The sequence below is a fragment of the Methylobacterium sp. PvR107 genome, assembly GCF_017833295.1.
Classification (GTDB): domain Bacteria; phylum Pseudomonadota; class Alphaproteobacteria; order Rhizobiales; family Beijerinckiaceae; genus Methylobacterium.
Window position 1 is genome coordinate 204792 of sequence record NZ_JAFIBW010000001.1, and the last position, 16199, is coordinate 220990.

Below are 16199 nucleotides of genomic sequence, written 5' to 3' on the forward strand. Positions count from 1 at the left end.
CTTGCGCGACCACCCTCGGCCACGCGCGTCGAGCGGGTCGCTCCGGCCCCTGCCCTCACGTCCTCGAGACGGCGGGCCCGCACCCTGCAAAACCGGCCTGTCGCGCGGCTGGCTCGGCCGATAGGGGAGTAGCCCGCTCCGAGCGGGTCCCTATAATGGCATGACAAACGCCATAACGAGTCAACGCCATGACCTCCCGCATCCCGAACTTCGCCGAAATCCCGCTCGCCGGCGAATCGCTCGCGGTCGCGGCTCCGGCGCTCGGCGAACCCTGGATGACGCCGGAGGGCATCCCGGTGAAGGGCCGCTACGGGCCGGAGGACCGGGAGGGCATCGAGTTCCTCGACACCTATCCGGGGATCGCGCCGTTCCTGCGCGGCCCCTACCCGACCATGTACGTCACCCAGCCCTGGACCATCCGGCAATATGCCGGCTTCTCCACGGCCGAGGATTCGAACGCCTTCTACCGCCGCAACCTCGCGGCCGGGCAGAAGGGCCTGTCGGTCGCCTTCGACCTCGCCACCCACCGCGGCTACGATTCCGACCATCCCCGCGTCTCGGGCGATGTCGGCATGGCGGGTGTCGCGATCGACTCGATCTACGACATGCGCACGCTGTTCTCGGGGATTCCCCTCGACGAGATGACCGTGTCGATGACGATGAACGGCGCGGTGCTGCCGATCCTCGCCCTCTACATCGTGGCCGCGGAGGAGCAGGGCGTGCCGCCGCAGAAGCTCGCCGGCACGATCCAGAACGACATCCTCAAGGAGTTCATGGTCCGCAACACCTACATCTATCCCCCCAAGGGATCGATGCGGATCATCTCGGACATCTTCGCCTACACGTCGAAGAACATGCCGAAGTTCAACTCGATCTCGATCTCTGGCTACCACATGCAGGAGGCCGGGGCGACGAACGACCTGGAACTCGCCTACACGCTCGCCGACGGCGTCGAGTACATCAAGGCGGGTCTCGCGGCCGGGTTGACCATCGACCAGTTCGCCCCGCGCCTGTCGTTCTTCTGGGCGATCTCGACCAACTTCTTCATGGAGATCGCCAAGATGCGGGCCGCGCGCCTGATCTGGGCGAAGCTCGTGAAGGGGTTCGATCCGAAGTCCGAAAAGTCTCTGGCCCTGCGCACCCACTCGCAGACCTCGGGCTGGTCGCTCACCGCCCAGGACGTGTTCAACAACGTCACCCGCACCAATATCGAGGCGATGGCGGCGACGCAGGGCGGCACCCAGTCACTCCACACCAACGCGCTCGACGAGGCGCTGGCGCTCCCCACCGACTTCTCGGCCCGGATCGCCCGCAACACCCAGCTGTTCCTGCAGCAGGAGAGCGGCACCACCCGGATCGTCGATCCGTGGGGCGGCTCCTACTACGTGGAGAAGCTCACGGCCGACATGGTCGCCCGGGCCTGGGAGCACATCCGCGAGGTCGACGGGCTCGGCGGCATGGCCAAGGCGATCGAGGCCGGCATCCCGAAGCTGCGGATCGAGGAGGCCGCTGCCCGCGCCCAGGCCCGGATCGATTCCGGCCGCCAGACCATCGTGGGCATCAACAAGTTCCGGGCCGATGACGACATGGCCATCGAGCTGCTGCGGGTCGACAACGGCAATGTCCGCCGGCTCCAGATCGACAAGCTGAAGCGCCTGCGCGCCGAGCGCGACGAGGCCGCGGTCTCGGCCCGGCTCGACGCGCTGACCCAGGCTGCGGACGGCGCCGGCAATCTGCTGGAACTCGCCGTCGAGGCCGCCCGCGCCAAGGCGACGGTGGGCGAGATTTCCGAGGCCCTGGAGAAGGCCTGGGGCCGGCACCGCGCCGAGATCCGCTCGATCTCGGGCGTCTACAAGCGCGAGGTGGGGGGCATGTCGCCAGTGGTCGAGGAAGTCCGGGCGCTGGTCGAGGCGTTCGAGGAGAATGACGGCCGCCGGCCGCGCATCCTGGTCGCCAAGATGGGCCAGGACGGGCACGATCGCGGCCAGAAGGTGATCGCCTCGGCCTTCGCCGATCTCGGCTTCGACGTCGATATCGGGCCGCTCTTCGCCACGCCGGCGGAGGCCGCCCGGCAGGCGGTGGAGAACGACGTGCACATCGTCGGCGTCTCGTCGCTGGCCGCCGGCCACCTGACGCTGGTGCCGGAGCTGAAGGCGGCGCTCACCGAGCAGGGCCGGGACGACGTGATGATCGCCATCGGCGGCGTCATCCCGCCGGGCGACTACGCGGCGCTGACGGCGGCCGGCGCGGCGGCGATCTTCCCGCCCGGCACGGTGATCGCCGAGGCGGCGGTCAAGCTGATCCGGGCGCTGAACGAGCGGCTGGGCTACGCGGCGCGGCAGGCAGCGGAGTAGGGCCCGCCTTCCGAGGCGGCCGGTCCGGCCGCCTCGGTCCCTCCCACCCATACACCGCATCCTGAGCGCCGGAGCGAAGCGGAGGCCTCGAAGGAGCCCTCCAGCCGGCCGCGCGATCCCTGGAGCTCTCCTTCGAGGCGACTGCGCCGCGTCTCAGGATGAGGCGATGGTACGGGATCGGCCGCTCAGTTCAGCGCCTGAGGGTCCGCCTCGGTGAGGAAGGCCCCGACCTCGTGGAGGAACTGCATGCGGTTCTTCTCCATCATCACCGTGTGGGTGCCCTCCCCCAGCTCGACGAAGCGCTTGTAAGGGGCGTGCGTGAGTTTGGTGAAGTATTCCTGCGCCTGGTAGCTCGGCAGGTCCGCGTCCCATTCGGCGTGGATGATCAGCACGGGCACGCGGATCTCGCCCGGGTCGTAGAGCGGCTTGCCAGCCTGCCAGAACTCCCTCGAGTCGGCCACCACACCGTTCGGGGCACGCAGGACCGGCGGCGTCTGCTTGGCGCCGGCTTGGTCCGTCGCGAAAGTCGCGTCGGCCCACTGTTCGAACCAGCCCGGCGGGATCAGCTCGGCCTTCTTGTCCTCGGGCACCCCGGTCAACCAGCGCGCCTGGGCGCTGTCCCGGCTGACGCTGCGGTACGCGCCGAGCGGCCCGTTGCCGCCGATCAGGGCCGGCGTGCGCGCCAGCCATTGCGGCGCGTAGAGGACGAGCCGGTTGACCGCGTCGTTGTGAGTGCTGGTGTAGAGCCCCATCGTCGAGGTTCCCCAGGACCAGCCCATCAGGTTGATCTTCTCGACCCCGCGGCGCCGGGTGATGAAGTCCACCACCTGCCCCACGACCTTGGCGGCGTCGGGGGTGCGCATGAAGGGCGGGTTGTCGGCCGCGGGCGCGTTCATGACCGCAGGACGTCCGGACAGGCCGTAGCCCGGAAGATCCACGCAGTAGACGTCGAAGCCCAGGCCCGCGAGATAGTCCATCGCCGACATCCCGCCGAGGGGCAGGTCGAGAGCGGTGGAGGCCGGGTAGGTCGCCCCATGGACGTAAAGCAGGATCCGGTCGCCCGGAAACCGCTCCGTTCCGGCGGGACGCTTGTTGCGCACGTAGATGTCGATGCCCGGCTCGCTCCACGGCAGGCGGAACTCCTCCGTCGCCAGCCGCGCCGCCGGGGCGGCCGCCGCAGCGGGCGCGGCTGCCAATGCCACGCCTGCCGCGAGTGCTCCAACCAGCTCGCGCCGGGCCAAGCCCCGGCTCGGCCGCGCCGCGTTCGGATCTGTGCGCATCGGTCTGTCCATCAGGGCTTCCTCCGGCCCGCCTTGCGTGGCGGCTCGGGCGATTCAACCGACGGGTGTCGTCCGGCGCAACGCCCCGCGGCGCAGCCGGTTGGACAAGCGGTGGATTCCGTCGCCAGATCCGGCGAGACCGCGTGAAAAAAGCCCGTCCCTGTCGCCGGGGCTGGTGACGCCAAGCTCCCGGACGGGCATTGAGGCGGGAGATCCCGGGAGACGCCCGCTTATGACGACTCCGACCACCGTCGCGACCACGCCCTTCCCCGACCAGAAGCCGGGCACCTCCGGCCTGCGCAAGAAGGTGCCGGTGTTCCGGCAGCCGAACTACGTCGAGAATTTCGTCCAGGCGATCTTCGACACCCTGCCCGACAAGGCCGGCGCGACCCTGGTGCTCGGCGGCGACGGCCGGTTCCTCAACCGCGAGGTGGTGCAGAAGGCACTGCGTCTCGCCGCCGGCAACGGCTTCGGCCGCGTCCTGGTCGGGCAAGGCGGCCTGCTCTCGACGCCGGCCGCCTCCTGCGTGATCCGGAAATCGAAGGCGCTCGGCGGCATCGTGCTGTCGGCGAGCCACAACCCGGGCGGGCCGGACGGCGATTTCGGCATCAAGTTCAACGCCGCCAATGGCGGCCCGGCGCCGGAATCCGTCACCGACGCCATCTTCGCGCAGGCCAAGGCGCTGACGGAATACCGCCTCGTGGAGGCTCCGGACCTCGACCTCGACCGGCTCGGCGACACGCGGCTGGGCGCCATGACGGTCACGGTGATCGATCCGGTGGCCGACTACGCCGAACTGATGCGCACGCTGATCGATTTCGAAGCTGTGTCGCGCCTGTTCGCCTCCGGCTTCCGCATGCGCTTCGACGCCATGAGCGCGGTGACCGGGCCTTACGCGACGGCGATCCTCGAGGGGATGCTCGGCGCGCCGGCCGGCACGGTGGTCAACGCGGTCCCGAAGGAGGATTTCGGCGGCCACCACCCGGATCCGAACCCGGTCCATTGCCACGATCTGTTCGACCTGATGCAGGGGCCGGACGCGCCGGATTTCGGCGCCGCCTCGGACGGCGACGGCGACCGCAACATGATCGTGGCCCCGGGCCTGTTCGTGACGCCGAGCGACAGCCTCGCCCTGCTCGCCGCCCATGCCCACCGGGCGCCGGGCTACGCGGGCGGGCTGGCGGGCGTCGCGCGCTCCATGCCGACGAGCCGCGCCGCCGACCGGGTCGCGGCCGCGCTCGGCATCAAGGCCTATGAGACCCCCACAGGCTGGAAGTTCTTCGGCAATCTCCTGGATGCCGGGCTGATCACCCTGTGCGGCGAGGAGAGCGCCGGCACCGGCTCGAACCACGTGCGCGAGAAGGACGGGCTCTGGGCGGTGCTGCTCTGGCTCAACATCCTGGCCGCGACGGGCGAGCGCGCCGACGCGCTGGTGCGCGCCCATTGGCAGACCTACGGGCGCGACTACTACGCCCGCCACGACTACGAAGAAGTGGATTCGGACGCCGCCAATGGCCTGATGGATGGGTTGCGCGAAACGCTCGCCGGGCTGCCGGGCACGCGGATCGGCGACCTCACGGTGTCGACGGCCGACGAGTTCGCCTATCGCGATCCCGTCGACGGCTCGCTCACCGAGCGCCAGGGCATCCGGATCGGCTTCGCCGAGGACGCGCGGGCGGTGTTCCGGCTCTCGGGCACCGGCACCGCCGGGGCGACGCTGCGGGTCTACCTGGAGCGCTACGAGAACGCGCCCGACCGGCTCGATTTGCCGGTGGCCGAGGTGCTGGCGCCCGTGGCGGCCGCCGCCGGCGCGATCGCCGAAATCGCGCCCCGCACCGGCCGGGCCGAGCCGAGCGTGGTGACCTGAACACGCCGTCCTCGCGGACGGAGCGAAGCCATCCGGAGACCTCACGAAGGCACGAGAGCGACGGGGGACACCGTCTTCGGTCCGGGCTGGGCGACAACCAGCACGTCGTTCCGGGGCGCCGCAGGCGAGCCCGGAACCCACAACCGCCGACGGTGTCCCGCCGAGCACGCCGGGAGGATCTGGATTCCGGGCCCTGCTGCGCAGTCCCGGAATGACCGGGTTGGCGGTCACGGACGCCGTGGGAGCGACCGGCAAGCTCCTCACGCCAGATCCTTCACCATGTGCACGGTGATGTCGTCGTCCCGGGTCCGGCCCGGGCCGGCATAGGGCTCCTCCCGCTCCACCCGGTAGCCGAGTGCGCCGTAGAGGCGCAGGTTCGCGACATATTTCTTGTTGGTGTACAGGCGCAGCCGCGCGAGGCCGGCCTCGGCCGCGACGGCGTCGGCGCGTCCCATCAACCGGCTGCCGAAGCCCCGGCCCTGGAAGGCCGGGTCCACCGCCACGTTGACGACCAGCAGGTGATCGGCCTCGGCTCGCGTCTCGATCAGTCCGGCGAGATCCGGGCCGGCCAGAAGCAGGTCGAAGCGGTGGTCCCGCACCGCCTGCGCGTAATCCGCCCGCATCGGGATCGGCAGACGGCCGATCACCGGGATCCACTTGGTGTAGGCCGCCTCGACCAGCGCCCGGATCGCCTCCACGTCCGCCAGCGCCCCGCGCCGGACCGCAACCGACTCGTCCATCCGACCTCTCATGGTTGACCCCGGCGCCCCTGTCCCCTAAGACGCAGCCCGTCGATGGGGCTCCGCACGGGGCCCCTTGGCGTTTTCACGCGCACCCGTGGGCGGGATCCTCCTGCCCTGTCGTCCCGGACCTGACGTCCGGGAAAAGGAGGGCGCGTTCCTCATTCTCGTCACGAGAGGACGCGAAACATGTCGAAGCGGATTCAGGCGAAGCACAAGCTCGACCGCCGCATGGGCCAGAACATCTGGGGCCGCCCGAAGAGCCCCGTCAACCGCCGCGAGTACGGCCCCGGCCAGCACGGCCAGCGCCGCAAGGGCAAGATGAGCGACTTCGGCACGCAGCTGCGCGCCAAGCAGAAGCTCAAGGGCTACTACGGCAACATCACCGAGAAGCAGTTCCGCCGCTACTACGCCGAGGCGATCCGCCTGCGCGGCGATTCCGGCGAGAACCTCGTCGGCCTGCTCGAGCGCCGCCTCGACGCCGTGGTCTACCGGGCGAAGTTCGTGGCGACGCCGTTCGCCGCGCGCCAGTTCGTCAACCATGGCCACGTCAAGGTCAACGGCGTCCGCGTCAACATCCCGAGCTACCAGGTGAAGGCCGGCGACCTCATCGAGGTCAAGGAATCCTCCCGCCAGCTCGAGATCGTCATCGTGGCGACCCAGCTCCCCGAGCGCGACGTGCCGGACTACATCGAGGCCGATCACGCCAAGATGACTGCCCGCGTCACCCGCATTCCCAGCCTGTCCGAGGTGCCCTACCCGGTGCAGATGGAGCCGAACCTCGTCATCGAGTTCTACTCCCGCTAAGCCTGTCGCGACAGCGCTATCGGTGGAGGGGCTGCCCGCCTGGGCGGCCCCTTCGCGTTTCCGGGGTCAGCATCCGTGGCAGATCGAGCCCATGGTGTTGCGCATCTTGGCGTCCCAGGCCTTCGAGCGCGCTTCCGCGGCCTTCTGCGCCTTGATCATCTCGGCCTCGTTGATCGGCCGCGGCAGACCGGTGGCGGCCGTACCGGGCGGCTTCGTCTGGCCCGTGGCGGCAATCCGGCGGCCGCCCGGCGCGGTGAGCGCCGGATCCCGGGCCGGCACCGCGCCCGGATCCCGGGTCGGCACCGCGCCCGGAGCCCGGTCCGGGAGCGGGCTCTGGGCCAGCGCCGGCGTTATCCCGAGCAGGACGCCCAGGATCACCGCGTGACGGATCGTTGCCATGAACCTGATCTCCCCGGCGCAGGATCGAATGCCTGCCCCACCCTGTCTGGCGCCGATCGTAGCCGATCCGTGCCGTAAAATCATGCGCGCGGGATGGCTCCGATGAGCGGCGTGGCGCCACCCCGGAATCGCCGCGAGGCCGTGGCCGCAGCGCTGGCCCGCCTCGCACCGCGCCTACCGGATTTCGAGGCCGAGGCCGTCCTCGATCGCGCGCTGGCGAGCGCGGGCCTGCGCCGGGCTGCGCCCGAGACGGCCGCCCGCCTCGCCCTCGTCACCTATGCCCGCCACGTCTTCACCGAATACGACGCGCTCCTGGCCGACGGCTACGACCGGGACAGCGCCCGGCACTTCGTTCTCGACGACCTCAACGCGGCGCTCACGGCCTGGGGTGCGGCCGCCATCCCGGAAGCCGAGGCCGGAGAGGCCGGCGTGCCGGAGGACGAACCCCGCTGAGGTTGTCGCGCGCGGCCCCGCCATGCTGTAGGAGACGCGCCGGAGCCGCCGCGGGCGGCGAGCGGAGTCCGCACCCATGAAGATCAGCGCGCGCAACGTCCTAAAGGGCACCGTCCTCTCGGTCGACAAGGGCGCGACCACGTCCCATGTCAAGATCGAGATCAGCCCCGGCCAGGTGGTCACGGCCTCGATCACCAACGAGGCGGTCGATTCCCTCAAGCTCGTCGCCGGCGGGTCCGCCTATGCGGTGATCAAGGCCTCCGACGTCATGGTTGCCGTCGACTGAGGGCGGCCGGGGTCGCGCGCCCGGTGGGCAGTCGCGGGTCGGTGATCCACATCCCACCCGCGTCCGCGTCCTGAGGTGCCGAATCGCCGCGGAGGCCTCGACCAGGCGGATCGGGCTGACGATTGAGGCCAGGCTCGGCCTTCGCGCCGCGACCGCCGGCGGATAGAGTGTGGTCCGGACAAGGAGTTCCGCGCGTGCAGAAGACCGTCCTCGGCATCGAGACCACCTGCGACGAGACCGCGGCCGCAATCGTGTCGGTCGACGAGGACGGCGTCGGCCAGATCCGCGCCAACGAGGTGCTGAGTCAGATCGCCGAGCACGCGGCCTATGGCGGCGTCGTGCCCGAGATCGCCGCCCGCGCTCACGTGGAGGTGCTCGACCGGCTGATCGCCCGCGCCCTCGACCGGGCCGGCATCGGCTTCCCCGATCTCGACGGGATCGCGGTGGCGGCCGGGCCCGGGCTGATCGGCGGCGTGCTGGTCGGCCTCGTCACGGCCAAGACCCTGGCCCTCGTGACCCGCAAGCCGCTTCTGGCTGTCAACCACCTGGAGGCGCACGCGCTCACGGCGCGGCTGACCGACGGCATCGCCTTCCCGTACCTGCTGCTGCTGGTCTCGGGTGGCCACACCCAGCTCGTCGCCGTGCGGGGCGTCGGCGACTACGTGCGGCTCGGCTCCACCGTCGACGACGCCATCGGCGAGGCCTTCGACAAGGCCGCCAAGCTCCTCGGCCTCGGCTATCCGGGCGGCCCCGAGGTTGAGCGCATGGCCGAGACCGGAGACCCTGAGCGCTTCGCCCTGCCCCGGCCCATGCTCGGCCGGCGCGAGGCCGACTTCTCCCTGTCGGGTCTCAAGACCGCCCTGCGGATCGAGGCCGAGCGGATCGCGCCGCTGGCCGAGCGCGACGTCGCCGACCTGTGCGCGAGCTTCCAGGCCGCCGTGGTCGACGTGGTGGTTGACCGCGCCCGGGTCGCCCTGCGCGCCTTCTCGGACGCGGCCGGGCGGCCCACCGCCCTGGTGGCGGCGGGCGGCGTGGCGGCCAACGGCGCCATCCGGCGGGCGCTGGCCGCCCTGGCCGGCGAGGCGGGCCTCGATTTCGTCGCCCCGCCCCTGCCGCTCTGCGGCGACAACGGCGCGATGATCGCCTGGGCCGGGCTGGAGCGCCTGCGCCTCGGGCTCGTGGACGACCTCACCGCCCCGGCCCGGCCCCGGTGGCCGCTCGCGGCCGCCCCGGCCCGCGCCGCGATCCCGGCCGGATGAACGCGGCGGACTTGCGCGCGCATTGGCGGGACTTGGTCGAGCGCCGCCTGCCCGAGGCCGCGCGGCCGGGCTGGCCGGTGCGCCTCGACCATTGCTTCGCCCGCATCCTCCTCGACCAGGCCTGTGGCGGTCCCTGGCGCGACCATGTGCGCCCGCCCGCCCACGCCAACATGCCCCTCGATCAGCTCGAGGCGGCGATCACCCTGGGCGAGGCCGTGCTCGCCGGCCACGCGAATCTCGCCCTGCTGAACCGCCGCTCTCTCGCGTGGCGCGGCAAGAGCGCCGCTGGTCCGGTGCCCGCTTCCCTCGAAGACGGGGACCTGATCCTGCGCCGCTGGCGCCCGGAGGACACGGCACCGTTCGCGGCGCTCAATGCCGACCCCCAGGTGATGGCCCACTTCCCCCGTCCACGCACGGACGCCGAGAGCGCCGCCGAGGCCGGCCGTTTCGACCGGCGCTTCGTGGCTGACGGGTTCGGTCCCTGGGCGCTGACGCATGCGGGCCGGTTCATCGGCTTCGCCGGCGCGCTGCGGATCCTGCAGCCCCTGCCCTTCCCGGGCGGCGACCGGCCCGGGACGACGGTCGAGCTGGCCTGGCGCCTGGCGCGGGATGCCTGGGGGCAGGGCTTCGCCACGCGCGCCGCGCGGCTGGCCCTGGCCGATCTCGCCGGGCGCTGCGGAATCCGCGCCGTGGTGGCCTACACGGCGGCCGGCAACGCCCGATCCCGGGCCGTGATGGAGCGCCTCGGCATGGCGCCGGCCGTGACGTTCCCGCATCCGGCCGTGCCTGCGGGGCCGCTGCGCGATCACGTCCTGTACCGGCTGGACTGCGCGGACAGGGAGGACGCGGCATGAGCGCGGGACGCGCGATCAACGTCGTCGGCGGCGGCGCCTGGGGCACGGCGCTCGCCAACGCCGCGGCCGCGGCCGGCCATCCCGTGACCCTCTGGCTGCGCGACGCGGAGGCGGCCGCCGCCCTCGAGGCGGGGCGGGAGAACCCGCGCTACCTGCCGGGCGTGCCGCTCCATGCCGGCATCCGGGCGACCGCGCAGCCGGAAGACCTCGCCGGCGCCCGCGCAACCCTGCTGGTCGTGCCGGCCCAGACCGTCCGCGGCGTTCTGGAGGCCCTGCGCGCGCCCCTGGCGTCGGCCGGTCCTGTGATCCTCTGCGCCAAGGGCATCGAGCGCGGCAGCGACAGCTTCATGAGCGCGGTGGCCGAGCAGGTCCTGCCGCCCGGAACGCCCGTCGCGGTGCTGTCGGGGCCGAGCTTCGCGGCCGACGTCGCCCGCGGCCTGCCCACCGCCGTGACCCTGGCGGCGTCCGATCCCGGCCTCGCCGCGTCCCTGAGCGCCCTGTTGTCGGGCCCGAGCCTCCGGCTCTACCACACCGACGACGTGCGCGGCGTCGAGATCGGCGGGGCCGGCAAGAACGTGCTGGCCATCGCGTGCGGGATCGTGGCCGGCCGGGGTCTCGGCGAGAGCGCCCGGGCGGCGCTGATCGCCCGCGCCTTCGCCGAGCTGATGCGCTTCGCCCGGACCTTCGGGGGGCGGGCCGAGACGCTGATGGGACTTTCGGGGCTCGGCGACCTCGTGCTCACCGCCTCCTCGCCGCAATCGCGCAACTTCGCCTTCGGCCAGCGGCTCGGGGCCGGGGCGAGCCCCGCGGAGGCCGCCGGCGGCAAGCTCGCCGAGGGTGCATTCACGGCCGCGGCGCTCGCCGGCCTCGCGTCGGCCAAGGGCGTCGAGATGCCGGTGGCGCAGGCCGTCGCCGCCATCGTGACCGGCGCGGCCGGGGTCGACGACGTGGTCGCCGGCCTCCTCGCCCGCCCCTTGCGCGGCGAGACGGATTAGCGCGGGCGCCGGTGCAGCGGGCCGCCTCCGGTCGGCAAACCGGCCTCCGCCTTCGCGTGCGCCGCGATCCGGGCGCCGGATCTACGCCACGGAGGCCGCCGGCTCCGGCGCCGTGCCGTGGGTGTGGGCGGAGAAGCGCTCGATCGGCGCGGGCCGGCCCAGCAGGTAGCCCTGGGCCATGGTGCAATGCTCCGCGGCCAGGAAGGACAGTTCCTCGTCCGACTCCACGCCTTCCGCCACAACCGCCAGCCCGAGGCCGCGCCCCAGCCCGAGGACGGAGCGCACGATCGCGGCCGCCTGCGGGTTGCTGTGGACCGCCTTGATGAACGAGCCGTCGATCTTGATCCGATCGAACGGGAAGGAGCGCAGGTTCGAGAGCGAGGAATAGCCGGTCCCGAAATCGTCCATGGCGATCCGGATGCCTAGGGCCTTGAGCTGGCGCAGGGTGAGCAATGCCCGGGCCGGATCGCGGATCAGCGCCGTCTCGGTGATCTCGATCTCCAGGCGCTCGGCCTTCAGGCCGGTCTCGAACAGGGTCCCGTGGACGAACTGCACGAAATGCGGGTTGTGGAGCTGCACCGCCGAGACGTTGACGGCGATCCCGAGCGGGCGCGGCCAGCCGGCCGCCGTCCGGCAGGCCTCGCGCAGCACCCAGGCGCCGATCTCCAGGATGGCCCCGGTCTCCTCGGCGATCGGCACGAACAGGGCCGGCGAGATGGTCCCGCGCTTCGGGTGGCGCCAGCGCAGCAGCGCCTCGAATCCCGTGACCCCGCCGGATTCGATCTGCGTCTGGGGCTGGTAGACGAGTGCGAGCTCGTTCCGGCTCACCGCGTGGCGCAGGTCATGTTCCAGCTGCCGCCGGTCGCGGATCTGCGCGCCCATGCTGGCGTCGTAGCGGCGGCAGGTTCCGCGGCCCTCGTTCTTGGCCCTGTAGAGGGCGGCATCGGCGTGGCTCAGAAGCGCCCGCTGGTCCAGCGCGTCGTCGGGATAGACCGCGATGCCGATGCTCGTGGCGATCACCGGGCCGGAGGCCGCCGGCACCGCCGCCAGAACGTCCAGGATCCGTTCGGCCAACCGCTCGCCCGAACCGTCCGATTGCGGCGTCAGGATCGCGAACTCGTCGCCGCCGAGCCGGGCCATGAGCTGCGTGGCATCCAGGAGGCCGCCGACCCGGAGCGCGAGGTCGCGCAGCATCGCGTCCCCGGCGGCGTGGCCGAACAGGTCGTTGACCTCCTTGAAGCGGTCGAGGTCGAGGCACAGGACGGCGATCCGGGTGCCCTGGAGGTCCGCGGCGCGCATCTCCCGCTCGAGCCGCGCGTGGAAGCTCGTGCGGTTGGCGAGCCCGGTGAGCGCGTCGTGATGGGCCAGGTAGTGGATCTCGCTCTCGGCCCGGCGCCGCGCGCGCAGGTCGCGCACCGCCACGGCATGGTGCGGCTCGTTCCCGTACTCGGTCACCGGGCGCATGATCACCTCGACGGGGATCGTGCCGCCGCCCGCCTGGACGAGGTCGGCCTCCAGGGGCTGGTCCGGCGTTCCGAGCCCGGGAATGAGGCCCGGCAGGTACGCGGCGAGGCGCGTCCCCAGCAGGGCGTCTGCCCCGGTGCCGGCGAGCCGGGCGAAGGCGTCGTTGGCGCTGACGATCAGGCCATCGCGGCAGACGGCAAGCCCCTCCACGGCCGCGTTGGCGAGGCTGAGCAGCCGTGCGCGCTCGAACTCGGCGCGCTTGCGCTCCCGCAGATCGAGCACGAGGGCGGCTCCCGCGAGCAGCAGGATCAGGCTGCTCGCCAGCGCCACGGCGGCGGCGAGCCACTCGGTCCGGACCGCGTTCTCCGGAATCGCCACCAGGGGATCGGGCAGAATGGTGACCGCGCCCATGCCGATGAAATGGTGGCCGCAGATGGCCAGGATCAGCAGCAAGGCGCCGACGCACCGCCCTCGGATCGTCAGCGCCGACAGGCCGACGACGAGGGCCGCCGCCCCGAGCCCGGAGCCGACCGCGACCGAGATCGCCACTAGGACGGGGCTCCACACCAGGTGGCCGGTCACTTGGTAGGCGGCCATGCCCGTGTAGTGCATCGCCGCGATGCCGCCGCCTGCCACGGCGCCGCCGATCGCCCCGCGCGCCCGTCCGCCGGTCTCGGCCAGCGCGAAGCCCAGGCCGGCGATCGCGACGGCGTCGACGTATGACAGGAGGGTCAGGCCGACCCCGTAGCCCGAAGGCAGCCCCGGCGCGTAGGCGAGCATCGCCAGGAAATGCGTCGCCCAGATCCCCGAGCCCCCCGCGATCGCGGCGATCGCGAGCCACATGTAGCGGCTGCGGCGCCCGGCCCGGCCGGAATGGACCAGCAACTCCATCGCCGTCGTGCTTGCCAGCGTGCAGACGAGCGCCGCCAGGGCCACCAGCCACGGGTTGTGTTCACCGAAGAAGCAGCCGATCACGGTCAACATGTAGACAATCAGCGGCAATCTGTGGCGTAGTTGCCCGAAGACTTGGCAGAAAGCATTTAATATTCAGCCAATATCATCGCTTAATACAAATGCAATCGAGGCTGCGTTCGGCCCCGCCCCGCCGGTCTCCGAAGCGCGCGGCGTCGCGGGCGGGCCTGTCCGCCGGGGGTGAAGCTGGGCTATGGCGGGGCGCGCCGCCGGACCCGGCGGCCGGTGGGGAAAGCGGCGATGGCGTACTGGCTGTTCAAGTCCGAGCCCGCGACGTGGTCGTGGGATCAGCAGGTCGCGGCCGGTGCGGCGGGGACGTACTGGAACGGCGTGCGCAACCACCTCGCCAAGAAGCAGCTGATGGCCATGCAGGTCGGCGAGCAGGGCTTCTTCTATCACTCGAACGACGGCAAGGCGGTGGTCGGCCTCGTGGAGGTGATCCGCCCCTACTACCCCGACCATACCGACGAGACCGGCCGCTTCGGTATGGTCGACGTGCGTGCCGTCAAGGCGCTGCCGCGCTCCGTGACGCTGGACGCCATCAAGGCCGATCCAGCGCTGGCCGGGATGGTGCTGGTCAACAATTCCCGCCTGTCGGTGCAGCCGGTGACCGCGGAGCAATGGGCCCGGGTCTGCGCGCTGGGCGGCCTCGGCTGAGGCTGGCGCGCCGGGGCTGGGTCAGGCGGCGCGGTTGAGGGCGCCGTGCGCCGGAGCCGCCTCGACATCGACCGCCGGCAGCGTGTCCATGACCCGGGCGGCCGGCAGCGTCACCACCACCTCGGTGCCCTCGCGGGGCCTGGAGGAGAGCTGGAACTGCCCGCCATGCAGCTCCACCAGGCCCTTGACGATCGGCAGGCCGAGGCCGGAGCCCTGCTCGGCGGTCTTGATCGCCAGGGAGCCGCGCCCGAACGAGGACAGGACCGTGCCGAGCTCGTCCTCGGGGATGCCCGGGCCGCTGTCCTTCACCGACACGTACTGCCCCCCCGAGGCGGTCCAGCCGACCTTGAGCCAGATCTCGCCACCCGGCGGCGTGAACTTCACGGCGTTCGACAGGAGGTTCAGCACGATCTGGCGCAGCGCCCGCTCGTCCGCCCAGAGGCGCGGCAGGGTTTCGTCGACGAGGCCGTGGACGATCTGGTTCTTGGCCTTGGCGCGGAGCGCCATCATGTGGCGGCACTCCTCCACGACGTGGGCGAGCTGTACCGCCTCCTCGTTCAGCTCGTAGCGTCCCGCCTCGATCCGCGAGAGGTCGAGGATCTCGTTGATCAGGTTGAGGAGGTGCATCCCGCTGTCGTGGATGTCGTGCGAGTACTCCCGGTAGGAGGGCGCCGTGTGGGTGCCGAACACCTCGTTCTTCATCACCTCCGAGAAGCCCAGGATCGCGTTCAACGGCGTGCGCAGTTCATGGCTCATGGTGGCAAGGAACCGCGACTTGGCGAGGTTCGCCTCCTCGGCCCGGCGGCGGGCCTCGTCCGAATTGGCCTTGGCCTGCTCCAGTTCGCCGAACACCGCGTCCTTCTCGGCGCGGGAGCGCAGGGCGCCGACCGTCGAGGTGTAGAGGCGGCGGGCGAGGCCGAGGAAGAACAGCTGCGCACCGCCGGCCATCGCCACCAGCATCAGCGCGTCCATCCCGCGGGAGAAGGCGGCGAGCGACGCGGTGGCGAGCGCCAGCGGGATCAGGGCGGCGACGGCCGCGAGCGGAACCGTCGCCGCCAGCATCGTGGTGACGGCCGCCGCGATGACGAGGCCGAACAGCGCGAAGGTCCAGCCCTCGGTGGTGCCGAGCCCGATCATCGCCGACCACGACAGACTCTGCAGCACCTCGCCCATCAGGAAGCGGCGGCGCCAGCGGGCGAGCGGGATCGTCGCCGGTTCGGCGTGCAGGAAGCGCCGGCTCAGGCTCGTGTTCAGCGTGGTCATCAGGAACACGCAGACCGCCCAGGCTGCGGCCACCGGCGGGGTGATCCAGAACGTCGCCGCCGCGGCGAGCACCCCCGCGAACAGCGCCAGAGGGATCCCCGCCCCGGCCCGGTACTGGGCGTAATGGCGCAGCAACTCGTAGTCGAAGGCCCGCTCCAGGCCGGTCTGCGAGGTCAGCTTCTCGCGGGCCGAGCGGATCTCGCGGGCGACGCCGCGGCGGCGCGCCGCCTCCTCCGTCGAGGGACCGCGACCGCGCTGGACCATCTCGACGGTGAGATCGGGCATGCGCGTCTTGACACTCGGCTCGGAATCAGGGGCGGGGGTGACGCGAGGGCACACCGTGAAGATGAGGCGGATGTGTTAAGAAGCGGCTGTCGGTATCGCTCGGATCTTAAGCGTCGCGGGCCGTATCGAGACGGCCCGGCGTCCGGGTCGACCTGCGGATCGACGTGCGGTGCCGCACATCGTGCGGGCGGGCGCGCCCGCTAGCGTGGGCAGCGCGCTCGCACTGCCCGAGCGAGGCCGCACGCCGCGATCCGGGACGCACCG

General features: G+C 71.7%; 14 protein-coding genes. 9 read left to right on the plus strand and 5 right to left on the minus strand.

The annotated features are described in order from the left end of the window. The first annotated feature begins 188 nt into the window (after positions 1-188). The gene (scpA, locus tag JOE48_RS00925) at positions 189-2354 is read left to right on the plus strand and encodes a methylmalonyl-CoA mutase (RefSeq protein WP_210026012.1); all 2166 of its coding nucleotides are present in this window, start codon (positions 189-191) and stop codon (positions 2352-2354) included. A 185-nt stretch (positions 2355-2539) separates the two neighbouring features. Here the strand turns inward: scpA and JOE48_RS00930 are convergent, their stop codons facing one another. Further along, positions 2540-3634, minus strand: coding sequence for an alpha/beta hydrolase (locus JOE48_RS00930; RefSeq protein ID WP_210026015.1), 1095 nt, complete (start codon positions 3632-3634; stop codon positions 2540-2542). A gap of 232 nt (positions 3635-3866) precedes the next feature. On the opposite strand from JOE48_RS00930, the gene JOE48_RS00935 reads away from it, so the two are divergent. Then, a complete protein-coding gene (locus JOE48_RS00935) occupies positions 3867-5501 on the plus strand; it encodes an alpha-D-glucose phosphate-specific phosphoglucomutase (RefSeq protein ID WP_210026017.1) in 1635 nt (544 codons plus the stop codon). Between the two features lie 260 nt (positions 5502-5761). Here JOE48_RS00935 and JOE48_RS00940 read toward each other — a convergent pair whose 3' ends face one another. After that, a complete protein-coding gene (locus JOE48_RS00940; protein ID WP_210026019.1) occupies positions 5762-6241 on the minus strand; it encodes a GNAT family N-acetyltransferase in 480 nt (159 codons plus the stop codon). Between the two features lie 189 nt (positions 6242-6430). Between JOE48_RS00940 and rpsD the strand changes: the two genes are divergently transcribed. Beyond that, complete coding sequence (gene rpsD / locus JOE48_RS00945) at positions 6431-7048, plus strand: 30S ribosomal protein S4 (RefSeq protein ID WP_007558459.1); 618 nt, start codon at positions 6431-6433, stop codon at positions 7046-7048. Between the two features lie 66 nt (positions 7049-7114). Here rpsD and JOE48_RS00950 read toward each other — a convergent pair whose 3' ends face one another. Further along, positions 7115-7447: a hypothetical protein gene (locus tag JOE48_RS00950; RefSeq protein ID WP_210026021.1), complete on the minus strand. Its 333-nt coding sequence runs from the start codon at positions 7445-7447 to the stop codon at positions 7115-7117. Between the two features lie 102 nt (positions 7448-7549). On the opposite strand from JOE48_RS00950, the gene JOE48_RS00955 reads away from it, so the two are divergent. From JOE48_RS00955 to JOE48_RS00975, 5 genes are all read left to right on the plus strand, one after another. Then, entirely contained in the window at positions 7550-7900 is a 351-nt protein-coding gene (locus tag JOE48_RS00955) for a DUF2293 domain-containing protein (protein ID WP_210026023.1), read from the plus strand. A gap of 76 nt (positions 7901-7976) precedes the next feature. Then, on the plus strand, positions 7977-8186 hold the full coding sequence (locus JOE48_RS00960) for a molybdopterin-binding protein (protein ID WP_210026025.1): 210 nt from the start codon (positions 7977-7979) through the stop codon (positions 8184-8186). Positions 8187-8380: 194 nt separating this feature from the next. After that, positions 8381-9445: a tRNA (adenosine(37)-N6)-threonylcarbamoyltransferase complex transferase subunit TsaD gene (gene tsaD / locus JOE48_RS00965; RefSeq protein ID WP_210026027.1), complete on the plus strand. Its 1065-nt coding sequence runs from the start codon at positions 8381-8383 to the stop codon at positions 9443-9445. Further along, the gene (locus JOE48_RS00970; protein WP_210026030.1) at positions 9442-10299 is read left to right on the plus strand and encodes a GNAT family N-acetyltransferase; all 858 of its coding nucleotides are present in this window, start codon (positions 9442-9444) and stop codon (positions 10297-10299) included. Before tsaD ends, JOE48_RS00970 begins: the two co-directional genes overlap by 4 nt. After that, complete coding sequence (locus tag JOE48_RS00975) at positions 10296-11294, plus strand: NAD(P)H-dependent glycerol-3-phosphate dehydrogenase (protein WP_210026032.1); 999 nt, start codon at positions 10296-10298, stop codon at positions 11292-11294. Before JOE48_RS00970 ends, JOE48_RS00975 begins: the two co-directional genes overlap by 4 nt. Positions 11295-11375: 81 nt before the next feature. Here the strand turns inward: JOE48_RS00975 and JOE48_RS00980 are convergent, their stop codons facing one another. After that, complete coding sequence (locus JOE48_RS00980) at positions 11376-13742, minus strand: EAL domain-containing protein (protein ID WP_210026034.1); 2367 nt, start codon at positions 13740-13742, stop codon at positions 11376-11378. Positions 13743-13970: 228 nt separating this feature from the next. Here JOE48_RS00980 and JOE48_RS00985 point away from each other — a divergent pair, with 228 nt between their 5' ends. After that, complete coding sequence (locus tag JOE48_RS00985; RefSeq protein WP_210026036.1) at positions 13971-14387, plus strand: EVE domain-containing protein; 417 nt, start codon at positions 13971-13973, stop codon at positions 14385-14387. Between the two features lie 21 nt (positions 14388-14408). On the opposite strand, the gene JOE48_RS00990 is transcribed toward JOE48_RS00985, so the two are convergent. Beyond that, positions 14409-15935, minus strand: a complete 1527-nt coding sequence (locus JOE48_RS00990; RefSeq protein ID WP_210026038.1) for a sensor histidine kinase KdpD — start codon at positions 15933-15935, stop codon at positions 14409-14411. Positions 15936-16199 lie beyond the last annotated feature (264 nt).

What these genes read in the sequence shown, in the direction of transcription:
- scpA (WP_210026012.1), top strand. Translation starts at nt 189, where the DNA reads ATGACCTCCCGCATCCCGAACTTCGCCGAAATCCCGCTCGCCGGCGAA.
- JOE48_RS00930 (WP_210026015.1), bottom strand. Translation starts at nt 3,634, where the DNA reads ATGCGCACAGATCCGAACGCGGCGCGGCCGAGCCGGGGCTTGGCCCGG.
- JOE48_RS00935 (WP_210026017.1), top strand. Translation starts at nt 3,867, where the DNA reads ATGACGACTCCGACCACCGTCGCGACCACGCCCTTCCCCGACCAGAAG.
- JOE48_RS00940 (WP_210026019.1), bottom strand. Translation starts at nt 6,241, where the DNA reads ATGGACGAGTCGGTTGCGGTCCGGCGCGGGGCGCTGGCGGACGTGGAG.
- rpsD (WP_007558459.1), top strand. Translation starts at nt 6,431, where the DNA reads ATGTCGAAGCGGATTCAGGCGAAGCACAAGCTCGACCGCCGCATGGGC.
- JOE48_RS00950 (WP_210026021.1), bottom strand. Translation starts at nt 7,447, where the DNA reads ATGGCAACGATCCGTCACGCGGTGATCCTGGGCGTCCTGCTCGGGATA.
- JOE48_RS00955 (WP_210026023.1), top strand. Translation starts at nt 7,550, where the DNA reads ATGAGCGGCGTGGCGCCACCCCGGAATCGCCGCGAGGCCGTGGCCGCA.
- JOE48_RS00960 (WP_210026025.1), top strand. Translation starts at nt 7,977, where the DNA reads ATGAAGATCAGCGCGCGCAACGTCCTAAAGGGCACCGTCCTCTCGGTC.
- JOE48_RS00970 (WP_210026030.1), top strand. Translation starts at nt 9,442, where the DNA reads ATGAACGCGGCGGACTTGCGCGCGCATTGGCGGGACTTGGTCGAGCGC.
- JOE48_RS00975 (WP_210026032.1), top strand. Translation starts at nt 10,296, where the DNA reads ATGAGCGCGGGACGCGCGATCAACGTCGTCGGCGGCGGCGCCTGGGGC.
- JOE48_RS00980 (WP_210026034.1), bottom strand. Translation starts at nt 13,742, where the DNA reads ATGTTGACCGTGATCGGCTGCTTCTTCGGTGAACACAACCCGTGGCTG.
- JOE48_RS00985 (WP_210026036.1), top strand. Translation starts at nt 13,971, where the DNA reads ATGGCGTACTGGCTGTTCAAGTCCGAGCCCGCGACGTGGTCGTGGGAT.
- JOE48_RS00990 (WP_210026038.1), bottom strand. Translation starts at nt 15,935, where the DNA reads ATGCCCGATCTCACCGTCGAGATGGTCCAGCGCGGTCGCGGTCCCTCG.